Genomic DNA, 19,459 nt, shown 5'->3' on the forward strand with positions numbered 1-19,459 from the left:
TTCATGATTAGGCGAAGACTATTCTTCCTCTGCCGGAGCGCCGCCAGCCATGTCTTCCAAAGAAGGCTCATCATCCTGAGCGATGTCTTCTTCTGCATACATCCCAGAAGCGCCAGCTTTACCATGATTGCTCGCGATTGTGCCCCATTCTTCCTCACCATCCATTAGGTCAATGCTTTCATCTTCTTCTTCATAAGCGATCATGCGTTGGTGAGAACGTACGAGCTCTTCTTTCAGTGTTTCGACTTCAACGGTTTGCTCAGCAATTTCACGTAAGGCCACAACTGTGTTTTTGTCGTTCTCGCGCTCAATCGTCAGAGCGGCGCCGGAGCCGATTTTACGCGCTCTTTGCGCCGCGACCATCACAAGCTCAAAGCGGTTATCAACTTTATCAATACAATCTTCAACGGTTACGCGGGCCATTCGTTACTTCCTCATCTAAACTTTCAGAACTTGAAGGCCGATATATAGGCAGTTTTGAGTTTAAAAGCAAGCCCCTTGACGTTTCAGGGATATTGACGATGATGGGGCGATGAAAACCCCTGACCTGAATTGCCGGTTTTGCCCACGTTTATTCGAGTTCCGCGCTCAGAATAAAGACAAATTCCCCGATAAATTCAATGCACCCGTCCCGTCTTTCGGCGATCTGAACGCGCAAGTGCTGGTCGTAGGCCTCGCGCCGGGGCTTAAAGGTGCGAATTTTTCCGGGCGCCCCTTTACCGGCGATTATGCCGGGGATTTGCTGTATGCGACCTTGCTGAAATTTGGCTTTGCGCGTGGGGAATATGCCAGGCATAAAGATGACGGACTGGAATTGGTGGATTGCCGTGTAACCAACGCGGTGCGCTGCGTCCCACCGGAAAACAAACCGACAACAGATGAGATGAATACCTGCCGGGATTTCCTTAAAAGTGAAATTGCCGCGATGCCCAATCTCCGCACCATCCTTTCACTGGGGCTGATCTCGCATAATGCGGTGCTCAAAATATTCGGCCATAAAATTTCGGCTTTTAAGTTTGCCCATGGCGCGCACCATCACTTAAATGACCGGTTTACACTCGTCGATTCGTATCATTGCTCACGCTACAACACCCAAACAAAACGTCTGACGACGGAAATGTTTGAAACGATATTCTCGTCATTGCGAGGAGTGTAACGACGAAGCAATCCATTCGTGTCCGTTAGGGTGAAAACTGGATTGCCGCGCTCCTTTCAGTCGCTCGCAATGATATTGAAATCAAGGCGCAAGGGCTTCGCCCGCAGTTTGCGGGTTCATGCTCTCGCGCTTGGTCAGCAGCTTGTTCAGCGCATGGATATACGCCCGCGCGCTGGCCACCAGCGTATCGGCATCCGCGCCCTGACCGTTCACCGTCTTGCCGTCTTCTTCAAGACGCACCGTGACCTCGGCCTGCGCATCCGTCCCGCCGGTCACCGCATGAACCTGATAAAGCTGCAGCCGGGCGCCCTCATGCGGCAGTATTTCGCGAATAGCTTTGAAAATAGCGTCAACAGGCCCGTTACCTTCCACACGCGCGCATTTCTCTTCGCCATCGATTTTAACGCAAAGCTCAGCAATTTGCGGACCCTGAGACCCGGCCTGCACCTGTAACGATACAAAACGTACCGTTTCGTTTTCTCTTATAACCTCATCCTCAACCAAAGCAATCAGGTCATCTTCAAAGATTTCCTTTTTCCTGTCTGCCAGCGATTTAAAACGCACAAACGCGTCTTGAAAGGCTTGCTCACCCAGATCAAAGCCCAGCTCTTGAAGCTTGTTTTTAAACGCAGCCCGGCCTGAGTGTTTCGCCATCACCAGTTTGGATTCATTAAGCCCGACGCTTTCCGGCGTCATGATCTCATAGGTCTGGTTGTTCTTAAGCATACCGTCCTGATGAATGCCGCTGGCATGCGCAAAGGCATTCGCCCCGACAATCGCTTTGTTTGGCTGCACCGAAAAGCCGGTGATGGTCGAAAGCGTCCGCGAAGTTTTGGTAATGCGCGTGGTCTCAATTCCGGTTTTATAGGGCAGCGCATCGGCGCGGGTGCGCAAAGTCATGACAATTTCCTCCAGCGCCGCATTCCCCGCGCGCTCGCCAATACCGTTAATCGTGCATTCAACCTGCCGTGCGCCGTTCTGTACGCCTGCCAGCGAGTTCGCCACAGCCAGCCCCAAATCATTATGGCAGTGAGTCGAAATAATCGCCTTGTCGATATTGGGCACGCGCTCAAACAGCATTTTGATCTGGCGGCCATATTCTTCAGGGACAGCATAACCCACCGTATCGGGAATATTGATCGTGGTCGCCCCGGCGGCAATCGCCGTTTCAACGCATTGGCACAGGAAATCATCTTCTGTGCGGCTGGCGTCTTCTGCGCTCCATTCCACATCATCAGTAAAGCCCCGGGCAAGCGCAACGCTTTCATGCACGGCTTCTATTACCGAATTCGGACCCATTTTGAGCTTATATTTCATATGCAAAGGACTGGTGGAGATAAAGGTATGAATACGCCGGCTTTCCGCCGGTTTGATCGCATTGCCCGCCGCTTCAATATCGGCCTGCTTAGCGCGGCACAATCCGGCAACGGTGGCATTCTTAACCACCTTGGCGATTTCATTGACCGATTCAAAGTCGCCCGGCGAGGCAATCGGGAAGCCCGCTTCAATCACGTCCACGCCAAGCTCATCAAGCAGCACGGCCATTTTGAGCTTTTCTTCCAGATTCATTGAACAGCCCGGTGATTGTTCACCATCGCGCAGCGTTGTATCGAAAATAATGATACGGCCTGGGTCGGCTTGTACTTTATCGAAAGCACGGGTCATGTGCGTATACTCCTTAAATATGCGCTTCTTTTTAATGCGCTTGTCTTAATATTTCAATGTCTGGAATTTTTCCCCTGTAGCGCAGGCACATAAAATGCCTCATGCATCGCTCAGGGGCGCATAAGGAGCAGAAGGTCTAGCAGCAATTGTGTTTGCACGTTGCTCATGAGCGTATATAAACGGATTTTTACGAGGATATGCAAGTTTTTTTATGAATCCAGCGCCCGCGCTTCATCAACCAGCATAATCGGAATGCCGTTACGAATAGGATAGGCAAGCTTGGCCTGCTCGGAAACAAGCTCTTGCGCTTCTTTATCATAGCGCAAGGGGCTTTTGGCCAGAGGACAAACCAGAATTTCCAACAATTTTGGATCGATTTTAGCGCTCATAATTACAGCTTTAGCGCGCAGGAATAGATAAATCAATGCTTATAGCAAGAGTGCGGCTCTTTACCGGAGCGAACAGCCATTTCCAGCATGCTCATAAAAATCTGCGCGCGCGATTTACAACAAGGCGCTTCCAGAAGAGCTTGCCTCTCTGCCTGCTCAAACGGACAAACCATTGATAAGCAGGTGATAAGCCGTCCATCCGGCGCTTCGTCGAGCATACCCCAGTCACAATCCATGCCATGCTGGTCAAAATAATTATGCAGCAAGGCTTTAAGCTTCTCCCGGTCCAAATCAAGACAGCGATGCGCGCTAACATCACCCTTATATGGCGTCCAATCCGGCTTCACAACGCGGTAAGCCTTAGGTGTGCTGATCTCTTCGGTAACATCAAAGCGATATATGCCGCAAAGATTGACAAGATAGCGCCCATCGGTTGTTTCACTAAACTCAACAATCTTTCCCGCGCAGCCGGTTTTAACAAGCGCCGGCCTTTCCTGATCCTGTTGATGAGGCTGGGGCTGGATCATCCCGATAAGGCGATTGCCAGCCAATGCATCTTCAACCATTTGCAGATAGCGTGGTTCAAAAATATTAAGCGGCAGATGCCCGGAAGGCAGCAAAAACGCGCTGGAAAGCGGAAAGACCGCCAGACTCTGCGGAAGATCATCAAATTGCGGCGCGAAAGGATTATGTTCCATAACTCAAATTAAATAGTCCGCAATTCTTAAGAAAAAAGGAGTCTGGATAATTTTTTACGTCCCGCGATAGTAAGCGGATCGCTATGGCCAAGGGCTTCGAAAAACCGTAGCAGCGTCTTTCGGGCTTCCTGATCGTTCCATTCCCGGTCTTGAGCAATCGCCGCCAGTAGCGTTTCAATCGCTTGCTCTTTCTGGTCTGCACCAAACTGAACCTCAGCCAGAGCGCATTTGGCATCAAGATCCTCGGGGTTATCTGCTGCCTTTTTCTCTAAAGCGAGCAGTTCATCAGATGAAGGGACGTTTTGCGCCAGCTCAAGCGCGGTGAGTGCTGCTTCAAATTCGGAAGCTTTGGTAATCTCTTCCGGTGCGCCGGCCACCAATCCTTGCGCCTGTTTAATCATTCCTGCGGCGATAAAAGTGCGTATCATTCCGGCATAAGCGTGCGCATTTTTCTCGTCTTGTTGCAAAATCTGCGCATACGCACTTTGTGCCGTTTGCAGATCGCTTGCGCCCAGCGCTTCGGCAGCAATTTTAAGAACTTCCGGAATATCAATCGCATCCGGACGTGCTGCGCGCGCAGCTTGCACAAGCTTATCAATAAAGCTCTGCACAGCGCTTTCAGGTTGCGCACCTTGGAAAGCGTCAACCGGCTGTCCGCCCCAAAAACCAAAAACGGTCGGCACGGATTGAACGCGCAAGGCGCCTGCCAGCTCAGGATTTTCATCAAGATTGACCTTGGCCAGTAAAACTTCGCCACCAGCCGCCTGTACGGCACGCTCCAAAACGGGCATAAGCTGTTTACAAGGCCCACACCATGGCGCCCAGAAATCAACAATCACCGGCTTTTCCATCGATGCGGCCATAACCTTGGTCTCAAAGTCGGCGGTGCCAACATCAAAGATCGTTTCTTGCTGTGCACCGGGTGCTCGCACAGCAGAGGGCTGAATATTTCGCGGTTTTGATCCAAACATGCTTTTTAATCCTCATTATAACAGCCCTTTATGTACGCTTTTGTCCCTATAAATCAAGAATTATAGGTTGATGGCCTGTATGGCCCAGGAATTTAAGCAAATCTGCAGGCGTAAGGCCAATCGTCATCCTATTGTCCAAAGGGTGATAATTTACGGTTTCCGCCGCCATCATACGTGCATCAAGCACAATTTGCACACGATGCTCCGGGTCGTTCATCACGGTGAATGGGCAAACCGAACCGGGGCGGATACCCAAAAATTCCCATAAACGATCTGGCGAACCAAAAGATAGCCGCCCGCAATTCAATTTGCTCTGTAGCGTTTTTAAATCCACCGCTGTTTCATTGGCTGCAACGACCAGAAAATTTTTCTTCTTTTTATCCCGCAGATACAAATTGCGGCAATGCACACCCGGAATATCACGGTCGAGCGTATCGCTTTCCGCAACCGTAAAGACGGCTTGGTGATGATAAAGGGCATAAGAAATATCCAGATTTTTCAATGCATTGAAAAGGTTTTCGGGCGTGGTTGGAAGAGGAGATAATGGAAAATCCAAACTATTCATACGTCCTTTCCTACATATAAAAATAGATAAAATTTTAGATAAATTGTTTTCATATATAAGCAATTTCTTAAGTTTTTTCACTTATCATAATAAGCACAAACACAGCAAATAATAAAAAATAATGTGTGGATAGGGAAAATGAGTGATACGGTAGAGAGCGATGCCCATGCGGCAGAAGCTTTAATTGCAGAATTACAGGCATGTGGGAATGAACCCGTCAATAACGCGTGGATGGCCGGACGTATGCCGCCGGGGCAATGCCTCGGGCTCCACCCGGCCCCGAAAGATGGCCAGCCGGGTATCCGTGAAGTCTATGTAACAAATGGTGATATGTTTAAAGAGTTGGTTGAAAAGCTTCCTGAAGCAATGGCTAACCCGAGAATGGCTTTCTGTCAGGTCGCAGGCACAGAAGCTCCTCAGCAAAACGCAGATTTAACTCTTGATCCAAGGATGCTGTTATGAATATAGAGCTGGGCATTCTCAATGATGGTGGTGTTGTTCTGGTGAGTGATAACCCGTTGCCGGAAGTGGTACGCCGCGTTGAATATTATCGTGATCAGCGGATATTCATGTTGGTCTATAATAACGATGATGAAGGGCAATTAATGGATTACGAAATTCCGGAAGATATGTCTCATCCTATTGAGAAGAGCCCGAATGTAATCATTTACACAATGTTCAAAAACCATGATCCGATCGGCTATAGAGTGCCGCTCATCAAGGTCGGAGAACTTTTTTAGATTTTTGACCTTGCGTTCTGTCACAAAACCTCTATAAATCTTCAAATCTATTCCCAAACGATGCGAGCGTAGCTCAGGGGTAGAGCACGACCTTGCCAAGGTCGGGGTCGAGGGTTCGAATCCCTTCGCTCGCTCCATTTTATCACCCAATATAGTCCAATAAAGCCCGAAAAACATTGATTTTCAGGGCTTTTTTATGCGGTCCGTAGGACAGCATAAATTATCGGCTGGGCGTGGGCTATATCTCGAGGTCATGCCCAACGGCTCAAAATATTGGCGCATGAAATACCGCATTAAAGCAGGTGATAAATATAAAGAGAAACGATTGGCTTTGGGTGTCTATCCCGAAATTTCTTTGAAAGAAGCTGATAGCAAGTGCACTGAGGACGGCAATATTGTATGAATACATTTCAATACACCATTATTCATGAACTCGTTGATACAAACCCGACAAGCGAAGTCGGAATGGTTTTGAAGCCAGTGGTCAAAAGCCATTATGCTTGTATCGACATCAAAGAACTACAGCTATAGGCATGAGGTTATTGATCGTCAACTCGCTCATGCCTCCAAATCCTTCATCCGCAAATCCGTCCCCGGCTTTTGAAACAAATAATGCTCGATCATATGCGTCCCCGCATCGGCGAATGTTTTCAGCCCCATAAACACCAGCATCCCCATAGCCTCGATCCCGCTGCCGAAAATGATCGCCAGATGCCTCGGGATAATCCGCAAATACGGGTAAAACATCAACGTCCCCAGATTGGGCTTTTTCTGGCGAAAATCCGCGCGCAAATTATGCATATAGGAAAAACTATGAGAGCCAACGAAAGCGCTTAAGCCCAGCAGCATCAACATTGCCTCGGTCATGTTCAACGCATTTAGTGGCTGTTCCTGCCATAAAAACGCAAAATAGGCCGCGTGGAAAATTCCGTAATGAATCGCAAAAAATATCGCCACAGAACGCTTTCCTGCCTCGGTTTCCGGCACAGGTTCATCGTTCATCGTCATGCCTTTGGTGGTAAAGCTCTCTAATGAGAGCATCCGGATGATATTGACCACGCCGATCATCACGCTCTGGCTCCAGTAAATCCACATGATCTGGCCCAGCGGCCAATCTTGCGTAATCGCCAGAACCATAGAAACCAGATTGCCGAAAATAATTCCCCAAAGAGACGGATCAGACAGACGCATATACGGGCTTTCGAATGGCTCACTCATCGCATGACCTTATCAGATAATGGCCCACGAAAAAACGGGTCTGCTCACAGCAGACCCGTTCGTTTTCCGTGGTTTAAACTTTATTGTTATCTCATACTAGGCATTTCCTTCGGCACAATTCCGGCGGCTCTGTTCCAATCTTCATTTGCGTTTAAGGCGGGAATTTGATCAGCCGTGACGGTTGGATTTTCCGGATCGAAGTTTCTTTGTTTATTACACATGGAAACAGCTGCCTCATCAGTAACGGGGGTTATTTGTGGTGCGCTCTGAATAATCTCTACACAAGCTTTAACAATAGGGTCATTTAAATCAGGTTGTAGCATAATTCGATCTCCAGTTTTTCGGTAAAATGATGCGTTCATGGCCCGGCGCCCAAAACGCGGACGTCTCATCCGGGAATTCTAGCCCCATCGCCTTGATCAGCGTATGGGCAATCGAATTCGGGCTATCGCCGTTTTCATCTTCCGGACGGTAATTCAAATTTTGTGCATTGATGAAATGCAGCGCCTCAACGGCCATCGCCATCTTGCGCAAATACTCTTTCACCGGGCCGCGAAACACCTCGGTTTCTTTCACGATCGTGAAATGCTCGCTCGGCAGGCCGCCTTCATTCGGCGGAGCCATAACCCCGCGCAGCGCCCGCACATCGCTGTCATTACGTTCAATCGCCAGACCGCTCATCATCACTTTGTCTGCGCCGCTATGATCCCGGAAAATGATATAATTATAAACAGGGCCTCCCGATCCGCCCATTTCAGCACTCATAATATGAATGGAATGCATGGCTTCGGGCAAATCCGTAGCCCCTTCATTATGCGCACTTGTCGCCCCATCTGTATGCATTGCGTTAAACCCTCATTTATTTTCACCTACTTAGTGTGCGCTACGGGAGTTAATTTTCGGTAAAAGAGACACAAAAAAGGCCAGTACAAAACCGGCCTTTTAGAGAAGGAGAAGAATAAACTTAGGAATTTATACCTTATATTGCGCCCAGCATCTCCGCCACCAATGGATGACGGACAATATCTGTCTCATTCAACCGGCAAATCGCAATGTTATCAATGGTTTCCAATCTGCGTGAAATATCGGCCAGCCCGGACATCCCATCCAATAAATCCGATTGTTCAGGATCGCCCGTCACAACCATGGTCGAATGCCAGCCCAGACGGGAAAGCAACATTTTTAGCTGTCCATACGTACAGTTCTGCGCTTCATCAATAACAACAAAGGCGTTGTTCAGTGTACGCCCGCGCATAAACCCAACCGGGGCAATCTCAATCGTGCCATCCTCAATATACTGGCGCACCTTCTTGCCGCCCATTCGGTCCCCTAATGAATCGAACAAGGGGCGCAAATATGGTGCCATCTTTTCCTGTAAGTCACCGGGTAGATAGCCCAGACTTTCTCCGGCTTCCATCGCTGGGCGAGAGAGGATAATGCGTTCAATCTGTCCTTTTTCAAGGGCTTCAGCGGCCTTGGAAATCGCAATGTAGGTCTTTCCGGTTCCTGCCGGGCCGATGGCCATCGTCAACGAATATTCATCAATCGCTTTCATAAGCGCCGCCTGTCCATCAGATCGCGGCTTGATATTCTTCACATATTTTTGATCCCGGCGGCCGTTAATTTCATCGTCTAAAGGGTGCCAATCTCGATTATCAAAAGCAGTGTGGACGATATTGGTATCTTTGTTATTACGGGGTTTGCGGGATTTTTTCGACATGCGTGATGGTCCTTTCCATGGGGGTGGGGAGGGCTTTAAAAAACAAATAAAAAGGAGAGATTAAAGAATTTGGGGCGATCTGTTGAAAAGCGCCAGATGGTTTATATTTCTGAAGAAGGTAAACTGCGATCAAGGAGAAGTCCTTATAGTTACCAAGACACTCTAACAGTACCAAATTTCTGCGGCTTTCGCCATGTATTTCCGGTTTTGATCACAAAAAAAAGACTAGCTATTCCCCACATAGGCTTTTATTGTCACCTGCTTAAAAGAAAAGAGCTTTAACTATGACCGTAACATTTGATGACGTTCAGACCGCCTATAAGGCAATCAAAGACTCCACCATGCGCACACCTTGTGTTAAGGCGGCACGCTTGTCTTTGCATTTAGGCATTGACCTGTATCTTAAGCTGGAAAATCTCCAGCATACCAATGCATTTAAGGCCAGAGGTGCGCTGAATAAGCTTTTAACCCTTGACGAAGCACAGAAAAAAGCGGGAGTCATTGCTTGCAGCGCGGGAAACCACGCCCAAGGGGTTGCCTATCATGCGCAGCGTCTTGGCATTCCCGCTACTATTGTTATGCCAAGCGGCACGCCTTTTAACAAAATTAAAAGAACAGAAGATTTCGGAGCAAAGGTCGTACTTCACGGCAATAACTTTGATGAATCTGTCCAGTTCACACTGGACATGGCCAAAAAAGAAGGCCTGACCTTCATTCATCCGTTTGACGACCCGTTGATTGTAGCGGGGCAAGGGACGCTGGGACTGGAAATGCTGGAACAGCAGCCTGATCTTGATGTCATCGTAGTCCCTGTTGGTGGCGGCGGCCTCATCGCAGGGGTGGCGACAGCTGTCAAAGGCGTAAAGCCTGAAATTGAGGTTGTCGGCGCGCAGGCCGAAATGTTCGACGCGGTCAAGGCGAACCTCGAAAAACGCCCCGGCCCTGTCGGCGGCGCAACGCTGGCTGAGGGGATTGCAGTGAAAGCGCCCTCAGAAGAAAACATGAAGATCATTGAAAAACTTGTTGATCGTATTGATTCTGCCAGCGAAGCAGAAATTGAAGATGCTGTTTTTGATCTGCTTTCCTCTGAAAAACTGGTTGCCGAAGGCGCCCCTGGCGCGGGGCTGGCCGTCATCAAGAAAAACAAAAAGCTCTACAAAGGCAAAAAAGTCGGCCTCGTTGTCTGCGGCGGCAATATCGATTCGCGCTTGCTTTCCACGCTTATTTTGCGCGGGCTGGTCCGTGACGGTCGTATTTGCCGCTTAACGTTTGAAATTGACGATACGCCGGGTCAGCTCTCCGATATTTCCCGCATCATCGGTGAATCCGGCGCCAACGTCATCGAGGTTATCCACCAGCGCATGATGCAAAGCGTTTCCCTGAAAAAGGCCGAGCTTGAAGTTGTCATCGAAGCCCGTGATCGCCACCACGTTAAAGAGATCGTCAAAACCCTGCGCGATGCTGGCTTCAAGGTCAAAACTGATAGCGACGTTTAGTCACCTGCTTTTAGTCACCTGCTTTTTTACTGGCGGCCTTGGGCTTGCTTTTATTTTTGTTAAATGGGCTTTTCTTCGGCAGACCTTCCATATATTCAACGATGGTTTCACCGTGATGTGCCAGATCAAGCCCCCAATATTCCACGCGCGGATCAACCCGCAGCCCCATCAGTGTGCGAATGATCAGCAGCAGAATAAGCGTAACCACGCCGGAATAGACCATAGTAACAACGACAGACAGAATTTGCGCGATAAGCTGTTTATCATTGCCGTAAAGTGCGCCTGCCGCGCCGCCAATCTCCGGGTTGGCAAACACGCCAACCAGGATCGCACCAACAATGCCGCCAACGCCGTGCAAGCCAAAAACATCGAGAGCGTCGTCATATTTCAGCAATACCTTGAGATAGGTCACGGCAAGATAACAGATCACACCAGCAGCGGTGCCAATAATCAAAGCTCCCTGAAAATCGACGAATCCTGCTGCTGGAGTAATGGCAATAAGCCCGGCCACTACGCCTGAGATCGTACCTTGCACGCTGATTTTTCCTTTATGAATCAACTCAAAGCCCATCCAGATAGCCGCCGCCACACCAGCCGCAGCATTGGTAACCAGCATGGCAAACCCCGCGCCTGTACCGGCGCTAAGCGCAGAACCTGCATTAAAACCAAACCAGCCAACCCAGAGCATCCCCGTTCCGATGACCGAAAGGATGAGGTTGGTCGAGGTCGAGGGATCCTGCCGCGTTTTCATGCCTCGTCCAATAACGATGGCGGCCACCAAACCGGCGACTCCGGAATTGATATGCACAACCGTACCACCGGCAAAATCCAGCGCGTCGCCCATGCCGAAAAATCCTTCATAACCTTCACGATCAACCCCGCCGATAAAGCCGCCCGGACCCCAAACCCAATGCGCAATCGGCGCATAAACAGCGATAACCCAAAGCGGGGTAAGAATTAGCAGTGAGGTAAATTTAATCCGGTCTGCCACCGCGCCCACCATCAACGCCATGGTGATAATCGCAAAAGTCATCTGGAAGATAATGAACACGCTTTCCGGTATTGTTCCGACAAGGGATTGCGGTGTAAGGCCTTTTAACATGAATTGATCCATCCCGCCGATAAAGCTGTTGCCCGGCGTAAAGGCCAGTGAATAGCCGATAACCGGCCAAACAACGCTTACGACAACGGCCACCGCCAAACTTTGGATGAGGGTGGAAAGCACGTTATCGCGTTTAACAAGCCCGCCGTAGAACAGCGCCAGCCCCGGCACAGTCATCATCAAAACAAGAAGAGCGGAAACCAGCATCCAGGCCGTATCACCAGAATCGAGCGTCGCGTCCTGCGCCAGCGCCGGAGTAGAAGAAAACATCAGCGCGCTGACAAAAAGTGCCATGACTAAAAATTTCACATTCAAAAATGCCATAATGCATACCCTTCAAAGCTTTTTGTTTTAAAAACGCTGTCGATTTTGTAATAAAATGCTGCATTGCGCAATAGCGATAATACTGATTTTTTGAATTTGTACACAAAAAAGCCGCTGGAAACAGCGGGGCTATCGGACACCGTCATTGCAAGCGACCCCCGGCCTCCGCCGGGGCAGGCTGTGGAAGAGGAGCAATCTATAAATTGCATCCTGACGAAAGTCAGGATCTACCCGAAGGAGATCCCAAATCAAGTTTGGGATGCATTCTTACCGGCTTGCTTCGCGGCCTTCCTCGCAATGACGCCTCAAGGGGAGTATTGATTGGCCCCGAAAGAGAACAAAGAAAGACTTAAGCAGCCTCTCCCTTGGCATCTTCAGTATCCTTGGCGATCTTCTGTGCTTCCTCGCCCTGCGCATAATTGCCGGAGAAAATATCCTGCGCAAAAACCTCTTCCCATGTGCCTTGCGTAGAAGCTTTGGAATATTCCGTCGCGCGGTTTTCAAAGAAGTTCGTGTGCTCGGCGCCATTGAGCATTTCATCCATCCATGGCAGCGGATTTTTATTAATCTGCGCATTGATAGGCTCGAGATCAAGCTGCTGCAGGCGGCGGTCTGAAATCCAGCGGATATAGTTTTTCACTTCCTGTGGCTCCAACCCTTCAATACCGCCCATTTCAAAGGCCAAATCGATGAAGTTATCTTCGATCTCGATGACTTTACGGCAAGAGGCGGTGATTTCCGCCTTCAATTCATCGTCCCAGATGTCCGGGTTTTCAGAGATGAAGGTTTTGAACAGCTTGATCATCGACAGGCAGTGCAGCGTTTCATCGCGCACCGACCATGTCATAATCTGGCCCATGCCTTTCATCTTGTTAAAGCGTGGGAAGTTCATCAAAATCGCAAACGAGGCAAAGAGCTGCACGCCTTCCGTAAAGCCGGAAAACAGCGCCATCGTTTTGGCAATGTCGCGACGCGATTTCATCGAAGCCGTTTGCATATAGTCGTACTTGTCCTTCATCTCCTTGTATTTGAGGAAGGCCTGATATTCGACCTCAGGCATACCCAGCGTATCAAGCAGGTGCGAATAGGCCGCGATGTGAATGGTTTCGATATTTGAAAAGGCGCTAAGCATCATCTGCACCTCAACCGGGCCGAACACTTGCGCATAATGTTTCATATAGCAGTTATTGACCTCAACATCGGCTTGGGTAAAAAAGCGGAAGATCTGCGTCATCAGGTTTTTCTCAGCCGGAGTCAGCGTTTTTTTCCAGTCATGAACGTCCTGCGCCATCGGCACTTCTTCCGGCAGCCAGTGTACGCGTTGCTGGGTCAGCCATGCTTCATAACACCAGGGATACAAGAAAGGCTTGTAGACATGGCGTTCTTGCAACAACGGGGAATTGGAATTGGTGACATCATCGGTAAGGGCGGCGTTTTGCGCAGACATAAGGAGTATCCTTTTTAAAATAAGTTGAAGATTTGCATATACTAAGAATGATTGCGTTTTGCAAGCTTGCCGCGCCCTGACGACAAAAAACCATAATCTTGGTCAAAGAAAAACTTCTACTGACACGCGAGGCATTCTTCATACTGGCCTTGCTGGGCTTCTTCATTAGCCTTGTCTTCGCCTTCTTTCGCCCGCTGCCAACTGGCCGCGCTTTCCGCGCGTTGAATGGATTTAGAGCGGCAGTAATACAAAGACTTTACGCCCTTCTTCCATGCTTCATAGTGAATGCCGTGGAGATCAGCCTTGTGAACATTGGCCGGCAGGAACACATTCAAAGATTGCGCCTGGCAGACAAATTCGGAGCGATCGCCCGCATGCTCAATGAGCCAGCGCTGATCAATCTCAAACGCGGTTTTAAACACGTCTTTTTCATCGTCTGAAAGGAAATCAAGATGCTGGACAGAGCCTTCATTCGTAAAAATCGAACTCCACACATCATCGGTGTTTTGCCCTTTTTCCTCCAGCAACGCCATCAGATATTTATTTTTCACCGGGAAAGAACCCGACAGCGTTTTATGCGTGTAAGCATTTGCCGCATTGGGTTCAATGCCCGGAGACGCGCCGCCGCAAATAATGGAGATGCTGGCCGTGGGTGCGATGGCCATTTTGTTGGAAAAACGCTCCTTAATGCCGTAATCAGCTGCGTCCGGACATGCGCCGCGTTCATCGGCCAGTTTTACAGATGCTTCATCAGCTTGACGACGAATATGAGAAAACATTTTGCGGTTCCACACCTTCGCCATTACACCTTCCATCGGGATCATCTTGCCTTGCAGGAAGCCGTGGAAGCCCATAACGCCCAGGCCAACGCTGCGCTCGCGCATTGCAGCATATTTCGCGCGCTTCATTGAATCAGGCGCTTTAGCGATAAAGTCGCTCAGAACATTATCAAGGAAGCGCATTACGTCTTCGATAAATTGCGGATGATCCTGCCATTGATCGAATGTCTCAAGGTTCAAGGAGCTTAAACAACACACCGCCGTACGGTCATTGCCAAGATGGTCCACCCCTGTCGGCAAAGTGATTTCCGAACACAGATTGGACATTTTCACATTGAGACCCGCCATCTTATGGTGCGCCGGTATGTGGTCATTCACATGATCAATATAAACAATGTACGGCTCGCCGGTTTCCACCCGGGCGGTCAATAGACGAATCCAAAGATCGCGCGCATTGATTTTATCAACGACATGACCGTCTTTCGGGGATTTTAGCGCGTACTCCTCATTATTTTCGACCGCATGCATAAAACGGTTATCAACCAAAACACCATGATGCAGGTTCAGAGCTTTACGGTTCGGATCCCCGCCAGTCGGGCGGCGAATCTCAATAAACTCTTCAATTTCCGGATGCCAGATCGGCAGGTAAATCGCAGCAGAGCCGCGGCGCAACGAGCCCTGGCTAATCGCCAGTGTTAGGGAATCCATAACACGGATAAAGGGAACAATGCCGCTTGTCTTGCCATTGCGGCCAACCTTTTCACCAATAGAGCGTACATTGCCCCAGTAAGAACCAATACCGCCGCCCAAAGAGGCCAGCCAGACATTCTCATTCCACAATTCTACAATCTCTTCGAGACTATCCTGTGTTTCATTCAAGAAGCAGGAAATCGGCAAACCACGGTTTGTGCCGCCATTTGACAAAACAGGCGTTGAAGGCATAAACCATAATTTTGAGATATAATCATATATGCGCTGTGCATGTTCGCTATCATCCCCATAATGCATCGAAACGCGCGCAAACAAATCCTGAGGTTGTTCTTCCGGCAACAAATAGCGATCAACCAGAGTTGCTTTACCAAAACCAGTCAGGTTTTCATCCCGAGAGCGGTCAATCTGGACACGATTGCCCCTCTCCATTTGCGCAACGTCAAACATAAGCCTTACTCCTATTATAAGTCTTCTTTTATCCATAAAGGACGGGGTTTTATGGGGTGCAGACAGCGTGTGAAGACACTATCTATAGCGTTCGTTAAGAGATAAGCTACTACATCTCGTGGTGTGCAGCAATAGGAATATGGTCCTAAAAACAGTTGCAATTTTTTTAAAAATCTTTTTCTTTCAATAAATTAACAGGGATATCCGCAGCCTTATCCCCGTGGAAAAACATGATGTTTTTTTACAAACGTAATAAAATTACACAAAAGCCCCGAAATTTCTGCGGGTAATTTGCACATAATACCCGTGATGTTCTTACTGTGTTCTGGCTCTGGTGCGATGTCAAATATATGTTATGATTCTTTTGAAAATTCACCAAGCCTGACGCTAGGAAATCCTTATGAGCGCCTCTCTTAAACGCATCCGTCAAACTAAAATTCTTGCCACATTAGGACCATCAAGCAACACCAAGGACCAGATTCGCGAACTATTTGAAACCGGCGCTGACCTCTTTCGTCTCAATTTCAGCCACGGCAGCCATGAAGACATAGCAGCGCTGGCGGCTATAATCCGTGAAATCGAATCTGAATATAACCGCCCGATTGGCATTGTCGGCGACCTGCAGGGCCCCAAACTCAGAATTGGTACATTTGAAAAGGGCCGGATCGAACTTGAATGCGGCGATATGATTCGCTTTGATTCTGATCCTGCCCCGGGTGATGAAACGCGGGTTTATATGCCGCATTCGGAAATTTTCTCCAGTTTGGAAAAAGACGGCCTGTTCTTTATTGATGACGGCAAGATCCGCTGTCGCGTACGTGAAATCGGGCAGGATTATTTTGTAGCTGAAATTCGCGCCGGCGGAACGCTTTCGGACAAAAAAGGCTTTAATGTTCCTGAAACCTTTCTGCCGATTCCTGCTTTAACAAATAAGGATAAAAAGGACATCAAGGCGGCTCTTGAAATTGGCGTTGACTGGATAGCACAAAGTTTCGTGCAAACCGCCGAGGATGTAAAAGAAGCTCGTAAGCTTATTGGCGGCGGTGCAGCCCTGATGATCAAACTGGAAAAACCGGCTGCCATTCAAAATCTGGAAGAGATTGTCGAACTGGCTGACGGAGTTATGTTGGCGCGCGGCGATCTTGGCGTTGAGATTCCACCAGAAGACGTTCCATCTGTTCAAAAACGGGTTGTGCGTTATGTGCATAGCCAGGGCAAGCCGGTCGTTGTCGCCACGCAGATGCTCGAGTCGATGGTGACCTCTTCCCGGCCGACTCGCGCCGAAGCCTCAGATGTGGCTACGGCCGTCTATGATGGCGCTGATGCGGTGATGCTTTCAGCTGAAACCGCCGCCGGCCAACACCCTGTGAAAAGTGTCGAGATGATGGACCGCATCTGCGCACGCACCGAAAGCGATGACATCTATAAAACCATGATGGAAGAGACACGCCCAGACGCTGGCGATGATCCCTCCGATGCCATCACCTCGGCAGCTTTTTACGTCGCCCACGATATTAATGCCGCGTGCATTGTGACTTATACAGCCTCAGGCTCGACCGCCCTGCGCATGGCCCGCCAGCGCCCCGATATGCCTGTCTTGTGCCTGACACCGCATCAGGGCGTTGCGCGGCGAATGGTTATGTCTTACGGTGTTCACGCAGTATGCATGCCAGAGATTAAAGGTGATTTTTCTGGCCCCGTGCCCTATGCGTGCAAAATTTTGCAGGAAGAAGGTCTTGCCCAAAAAGGCCAGCGCTTCGTCATGACCGCCGGCGTGCCTTTCGGCGTTGCCGGGACGACGAATATTCTCAGAATTGCGGAAGTGGAGTAAAGAACATTCAAATCGGAAGGAGCTTTTCTATAAAAAAAGTATATTTATACAATAAATTAAGCTTGATATAATAAAAAAATATTCTATTGTGCATCCCATAATTTTAACAGTTATGCAAATGGGAAGGACAATGGACAGCGCATTAAAAACTGCATACTCAGCTTCAGCCGTAGATTCTGACGTCGATTTAGACGCCGTGGTTCGGAAACACGCCCGGTTGGTTAAAAATATAGCCTACCATCTTCAATCAAGGCTTCCTCCAAACATTCAGCCAGACGATCTCGTCCAGGCCGGTTTCATAGGGTTAATGGAGGCAGCAAAGAATTACGATCCTTCGCAAGGCGCCTCTTTTGAAACCTATGCCGGTATCCGCGTCCGCGGTTCCATGCTGGACGAAATCCGGCGCTCTGACTGGACCCCGCGCTCCGTCCATAGAAAAGCTCGAATGCTCGCGGCGGCGGAAATTGAAGTTGAAAATGAAACAGGGCAGGACGCACTTCCCCGAGAAATCGCGGAAAAACTGAGAATCTCCCTGGAGGAATACTACAAAATCGATCAGTCGGTCGCCAAAAAAAATCTTTTTAGTCTGGAGCAAATGATAAATCCCAAATTAGAGACAGCCCTCTCTGCCTTCTCCGAAGTTGCCAGAGATTCATTTAAAAGAGATCTGGCCGAGGCTATGGCACGCTTGCCTGAAAGAGAAAGACTTGTTATTGCCCTGTATTACGATGAAGAGTTGAATTTAAGAGAAATCGGCGAGGTTTTGGGGCATACCGAATCCAGAGCATGCCAGATTCATTCACAAGCGACCCTGCGACTCAGATCACGCCTTAAGGATTGGCTAAGTGTGGATTCAGACCCATTAGAAGACACATATCTACAGGCTATACCCGTCTAACCGCAAGGCTTTATCTCTTTCAGGTTTGATTCCTCGCCGCTTACGGCGTAATCGTCATCGCGAGCGAAGCGAAGCGATCCAGTGCCACAAGGATAAATTCTGGATTGCTTCACCGCCTTTGGCGGTTCGCAATGACGTGATACCTCGCCTCTTGGGGCGGGGGTGTTCATTCCGCGCTGGCGATAATCGTTTTACTCGGTGCGCTATGCAGCCACCAGGCCTGACGGTTAATGGAATAAATCGGACGATAGCGTGATCCGCGTTCCGCGCTAATCAGATGTTTATTCTGGTTATCCAGCAGATAGGCGCCCTGCTCTGTATAAACCACCAAAACTGCATGCGGAATATTCTTCTGCGTATCTTGTACGATAGCGATGCGCATCCGATCTTCCGGCACACCAAGGCTGCGCAGCGCCACATATTTCATGATTGCAAAATCTTCGCAATCACCGCCGCGCTGGAGAAACTCAACCGGCGTGGCCCAGTAATCGGACTGGCCCCAGTTTTTTGAATCCACGATGTAACGCTTTTCATTCACCAGATCATTCACCCGGTCGGCCATGGCTTTCAGGCTTTGCCCTTCAATGCCGCGCAGATTTTCCTGCCACTCATGAACGATACGAGACGATGCGCTTTGTTTTAACTGCCGATCAAAACGATCGAACATGCTCGTCCACTTCGTAAAAGCGCTCAGATTGCTTGAGCGCTTTTCTTGTGTGCCGTAAAACGCCGGGTAAGAGGCAACACGTTTGAATTCACTGCTCGCACTTACCAAGCGAATTTGCGCGGGCACATCTTTGATCATATCGGCGCGTGATTTTTTTGCACCACCCGAAAGCGAAGCCGCACACAATAGTAAAGCCGTACAAGTATGCAAAGCCGTTTGTTTCAATAAAATAAGACGCAATTGTGTTTTGGAAATGGCCGCTTGTTCAACGAAAACCTGCCCCAGTGGAGCGCGCGTTTCCTGATGCGTACGCAAGGCGTTGCGGAGATCCTGAGGCGTGATCAATCCTTTGGTAACCAGCAACTCACCGACCCGCCTACGCTTTAGCGCAGCTCGAAAATATTTGAAAAGGCCCACCTTGTTCATAGACTTTATCCCTTTTTAAGACCCTGCTCTCATCCTTGTTTTTCATTTTTGTTTAAAGCAATAGGTACACACGTAAAAATTCGTACCCCCTTATTAAACCTCACAAAGATTGACGAATTCCTAACAAACGGGCATAAAAGCGAGGTTTTCAGGATATTTTTACGCAAAAACTCAGAAAAACAGAACAAAATAAGAATATGGAAAATTTT

21 protein-coding genes and 1 tRNA gene are annotated in these 19,459 nt (G+C 49.0%); 8 read left to right on the forward strand and 14 right to left on the reverse strand.

What is annotated here, in order from left to right; translation table 11 throughout:
• Positions 1-18: 18 nt before the first annotated feature.
• On the reverse strand, positions 19-423 hold the full coding sequence (locus tag H6859_07825; GenBank protein USO05056.1) for a DNA-directed RNA polymerase subunit omega: 405 nt from the start codon (positions 421-423) through the stop codon (positions 19-21).
• Positions 424-532: 109 nt separating this feature from the next.
• Here H6859_07825 and H6859_07830 point away from each other — a divergent pair, with 109 nt between their 5' ends.
• A complete protein-coding gene (locus H6859_07830) occupies positions 533-1,156 on the forward strand; it encodes a uracil-DNA glycosylase (protein ID USO05057.1) in 624 nt (207 codons plus the stop codon).
• A gap of 81 nt (positions 1,157-1,237) precedes the next feature.
• Here the strand turns inward: H6859_07830 and H6859_07835 are convergent, their stop codons facing one another.
• From H6859_07835 to H6859_07855, 5 genes are all read right to left on the reverse strand, one after another.
• On the reverse strand, positions 1,238-2,821 hold the full coding sequence (locus H6859_07835; GenBank protein USO05058.1) for a 2-isopropylmalate synthase: 1,584 nt from the start codon (positions 2,819-2,821) through the stop codon (positions 1,238-1,240).
• A gap of 209 nt (positions 2,822-3,030) precedes the next feature.
• Positions 3,031-3,210, reverse strand: a complete 180-nt coding sequence (locus H6859_07840; GenBank protein USO05059.1) for a Trm112 family protein — start codon at positions 3,208-3,210, stop codon at positions 3,031-3,033.
• Positions 3,211-3,242: 32 nt separating this feature from the next.
• Positions 3,243-3,908 (reverse strand): LON peptidase substrate-binding domain-containing protein, encoded by a 666-nt coding sequence (locus H6859_07845; protein USO05060.1) that lies wholly within the window; start codon positions 3,906-3,908, stop codon positions 3,243-3,245.
• Positions 3,909-3,934: 26 nt separating this feature from the next.
• Positions 3,935-4,879 carry a co-chaperone YbbN gene (locus tag H6859_07850; protein USO05061.1) on the reverse strand — a complete coding sequence of 315 codons (945 nt, stop codon included), beginning with the start codon at positions 4,877-4,879 and terminating at the stop codon, positions 3,935-3,937.
• Positions 4,880-4,925: 46 nt separating this feature from the next.
• Positions 4,926-5,444 carry a prolyl-tRNA synthetase associated domain-containing protein gene (locus H6859_07855; GenBank protein ID USO05062.1) on the reverse strand — a complete coding sequence of 173 codons (519 nt, stop codon included), beginning with the start codon at positions 5,442-5,444 and terminating at the stop codon, positions 4,926-4,928.
• A 138-nt stretch (positions 5,445-5,582) separates the two neighbouring features.
• Between H6859_07855 and H6859_07860 the strand changes: the two genes are divergently transcribed.
• From H6859_07860 to H6859_07875, 4 genes are all read left to right on the forward strand, one after another.
• Complete coding sequence (locus H6859_07860; GenBank protein ID USO05063.1) at positions 5,583-5,906, forward strand: hypothetical protein; 324 nt, start codon at positions 5,583-5,585, stop codon at positions 5,904-5,906.
• Complete coding sequence (locus H6859_07865) at positions 5,903-6,184, forward strand: hypothetical protein (GenBank protein USO05064.1); 282 nt, start codon at positions 5,903-5,905, stop codon at positions 6,182-6,184. The genes H6859_07860 and H6859_07865 overlap by 4 nt, the downstream gene beginning before the upstream one ends.
• A gap of 62 nt (positions 6,185-6,246) precedes the next feature.
• Positions 6,247-6,321 (forward strand) — tRNA-Gly (locus tag H6859_07870).
• A 59-nt stretch (positions 6,322-6,380) separates the two neighbouring features.
• A complete protein-coding gene (locus H6859_07875; protein ID USO05065.1) occupies positions 6,381-6,587 on the forward strand; it encodes a DUF4102 domain-containing protein in 207 nt (68 codons plus the stop codon).
• A 155-nt stretch (positions 6,588-6,742) separates the two neighbouring features.
• Here H6859_07875 and H6859_07880 read toward each other — a convergent pair whose 3' ends face one another.
• The 4 genes from H6859_07880 to H6859_07895 form a co-directional block, all read right to left on the reverse strand.
• A complete protein-coding gene (locus H6859_07880; protein USO05066.1) occupies positions 6,743-7,402 on the reverse strand; it encodes a hypothetical protein in 660 nt (219 codons plus the stop codon).
• A gap of 86 nt (positions 7,403-7,488) precedes the next feature.
• A complete protein-coding gene (locus H6859_07885; GenBank protein ID USO05067.1) occupies positions 7,489-7,725 on the reverse strand; it encodes a hypothetical protein in 237 nt (78 codons plus the stop codon).
• The gene (locus tag H6859_07890) at positions 7,712-8,245 is read right to left on the reverse strand and encodes a hypothetical protein (GenBank protein USO05068.1); all 534 of its coding nucleotides are present in this window, start codon (positions 8,243-8,245) and stop codon (positions 7,712-7,714) included. Before H6859_07890 ends, H6859_07885 begins: the two co-directional genes overlap by 14 nt.
• A 136-nt stretch (positions 8,246-8,381) precedes the next feature.
• The gene (locus tag H6859_07895) at positions 8,382-9,122 is read right to left on the reverse strand and encodes a PhoH family protein (protein ID USO05069.1); all 741 of its coding nucleotides are present in this window, start codon (positions 9,120-9,122) and stop codon (positions 8,382-8,384) included.
• Between the two features lie 284 nt (positions 9,123-9,406).
• Here H6859_07895 and H6859_07900 point away from each other — a divergent pair, with 284 nt between their 5' ends.
• Positions 9,407-10,618: a threonine ammonia-lyase gene (locus H6859_07900; protein ID USO05070.1), complete on the forward strand. Its 1,212-nt coding sequence runs from the start codon at positions 9,407-9,409 to the stop codon at positions 10,616-10,618.
• Between the two features lie 10 nt (positions 10,619-10,628).
• On the opposite strand, the gene H6859_07905 is transcribed toward H6859_07900, so the two are convergent.
• The 3 genes from H6859_07905 to H6859_07915 form a co-directional block, all read right to left on the reverse strand.
• Positions 10,629-12,044 (reverse strand): ammonium transporter, encoded by a 1,416-nt coding sequence (locus tag H6859_07905; protein ID USO05071.1) that lies wholly within the window; start codon positions 12,042-12,044, stop codon positions 10,629-10,631.
• A gap of 349 nt (positions 12,045-12,393) precedes the next feature.
• Positions 12,394-13,491, reverse strand: coding sequence for a ribonucleotide-diphosphate reductase subunit beta (locus H6859_07910; GenBank protein USO05072.1), 1,098 nt, complete (start codon positions 13,489-13,491; stop codon positions 12,394-12,396).
• 116 nt (positions 13,492-13,607) lie between these two features.
• A complete protein-coding gene (locus tag H6859_07915) occupies positions 13,608-15,428 on the reverse strand; it encodes a ribonucleoside-diphosphate reductase subunit alpha (protein USO05073.1) in 1,821 nt (606 codons plus the stop codon).
• 400 nt (positions 15,429-15,828) lie between these two features.
• Between H6859_07915 and pyk the strand changes: the two genes are divergently transcribed.
• On the forward strand, positions 15,829-17,259 hold the full coding sequence (pyk, locus tag H6859_07920; GenBank protein ID USO05074.1) for a pyruvate kinase: 1,431 nt from the start codon (positions 15,829-15,831) through the stop codon (positions 17,257-17,259).
• A gap of 130 nt (positions 17,260-17,389) precedes the next feature.
• A complete protein-coding gene (locus H6859_07925; protein USO05075.1) occupies positions 17,390-18,157 on the forward strand; it encodes an RNA polymerase sigma factor FliA in 768 nt (255 codons plus the stop codon).
• 166 nt (positions 18,158-18,323) lie between these two features.
• On the opposite strand, the gene H6859_07930 is transcribed toward H6859_07925, so the two are convergent.
• Positions 18,324-19,250, reverse strand: a complete 927-nt coding sequence (locus H6859_07930; protein USO05076.1) for a transglutaminase-like cysteine peptidase — start codon at positions 19,248-19,250, stop codon at positions 18,324-18,326.
• Positions 19,251-19,459: the final 209 nt, after the last annotated feature.

It is taken from the genome of Rhodospirillales bacterium, from assembly GCA_023898785.1.
Lineage (GTDB): Bacteria > Pseudomonadota > Alphaproteobacteria > Micavibrionales > Micavibrionaceae > TMED27.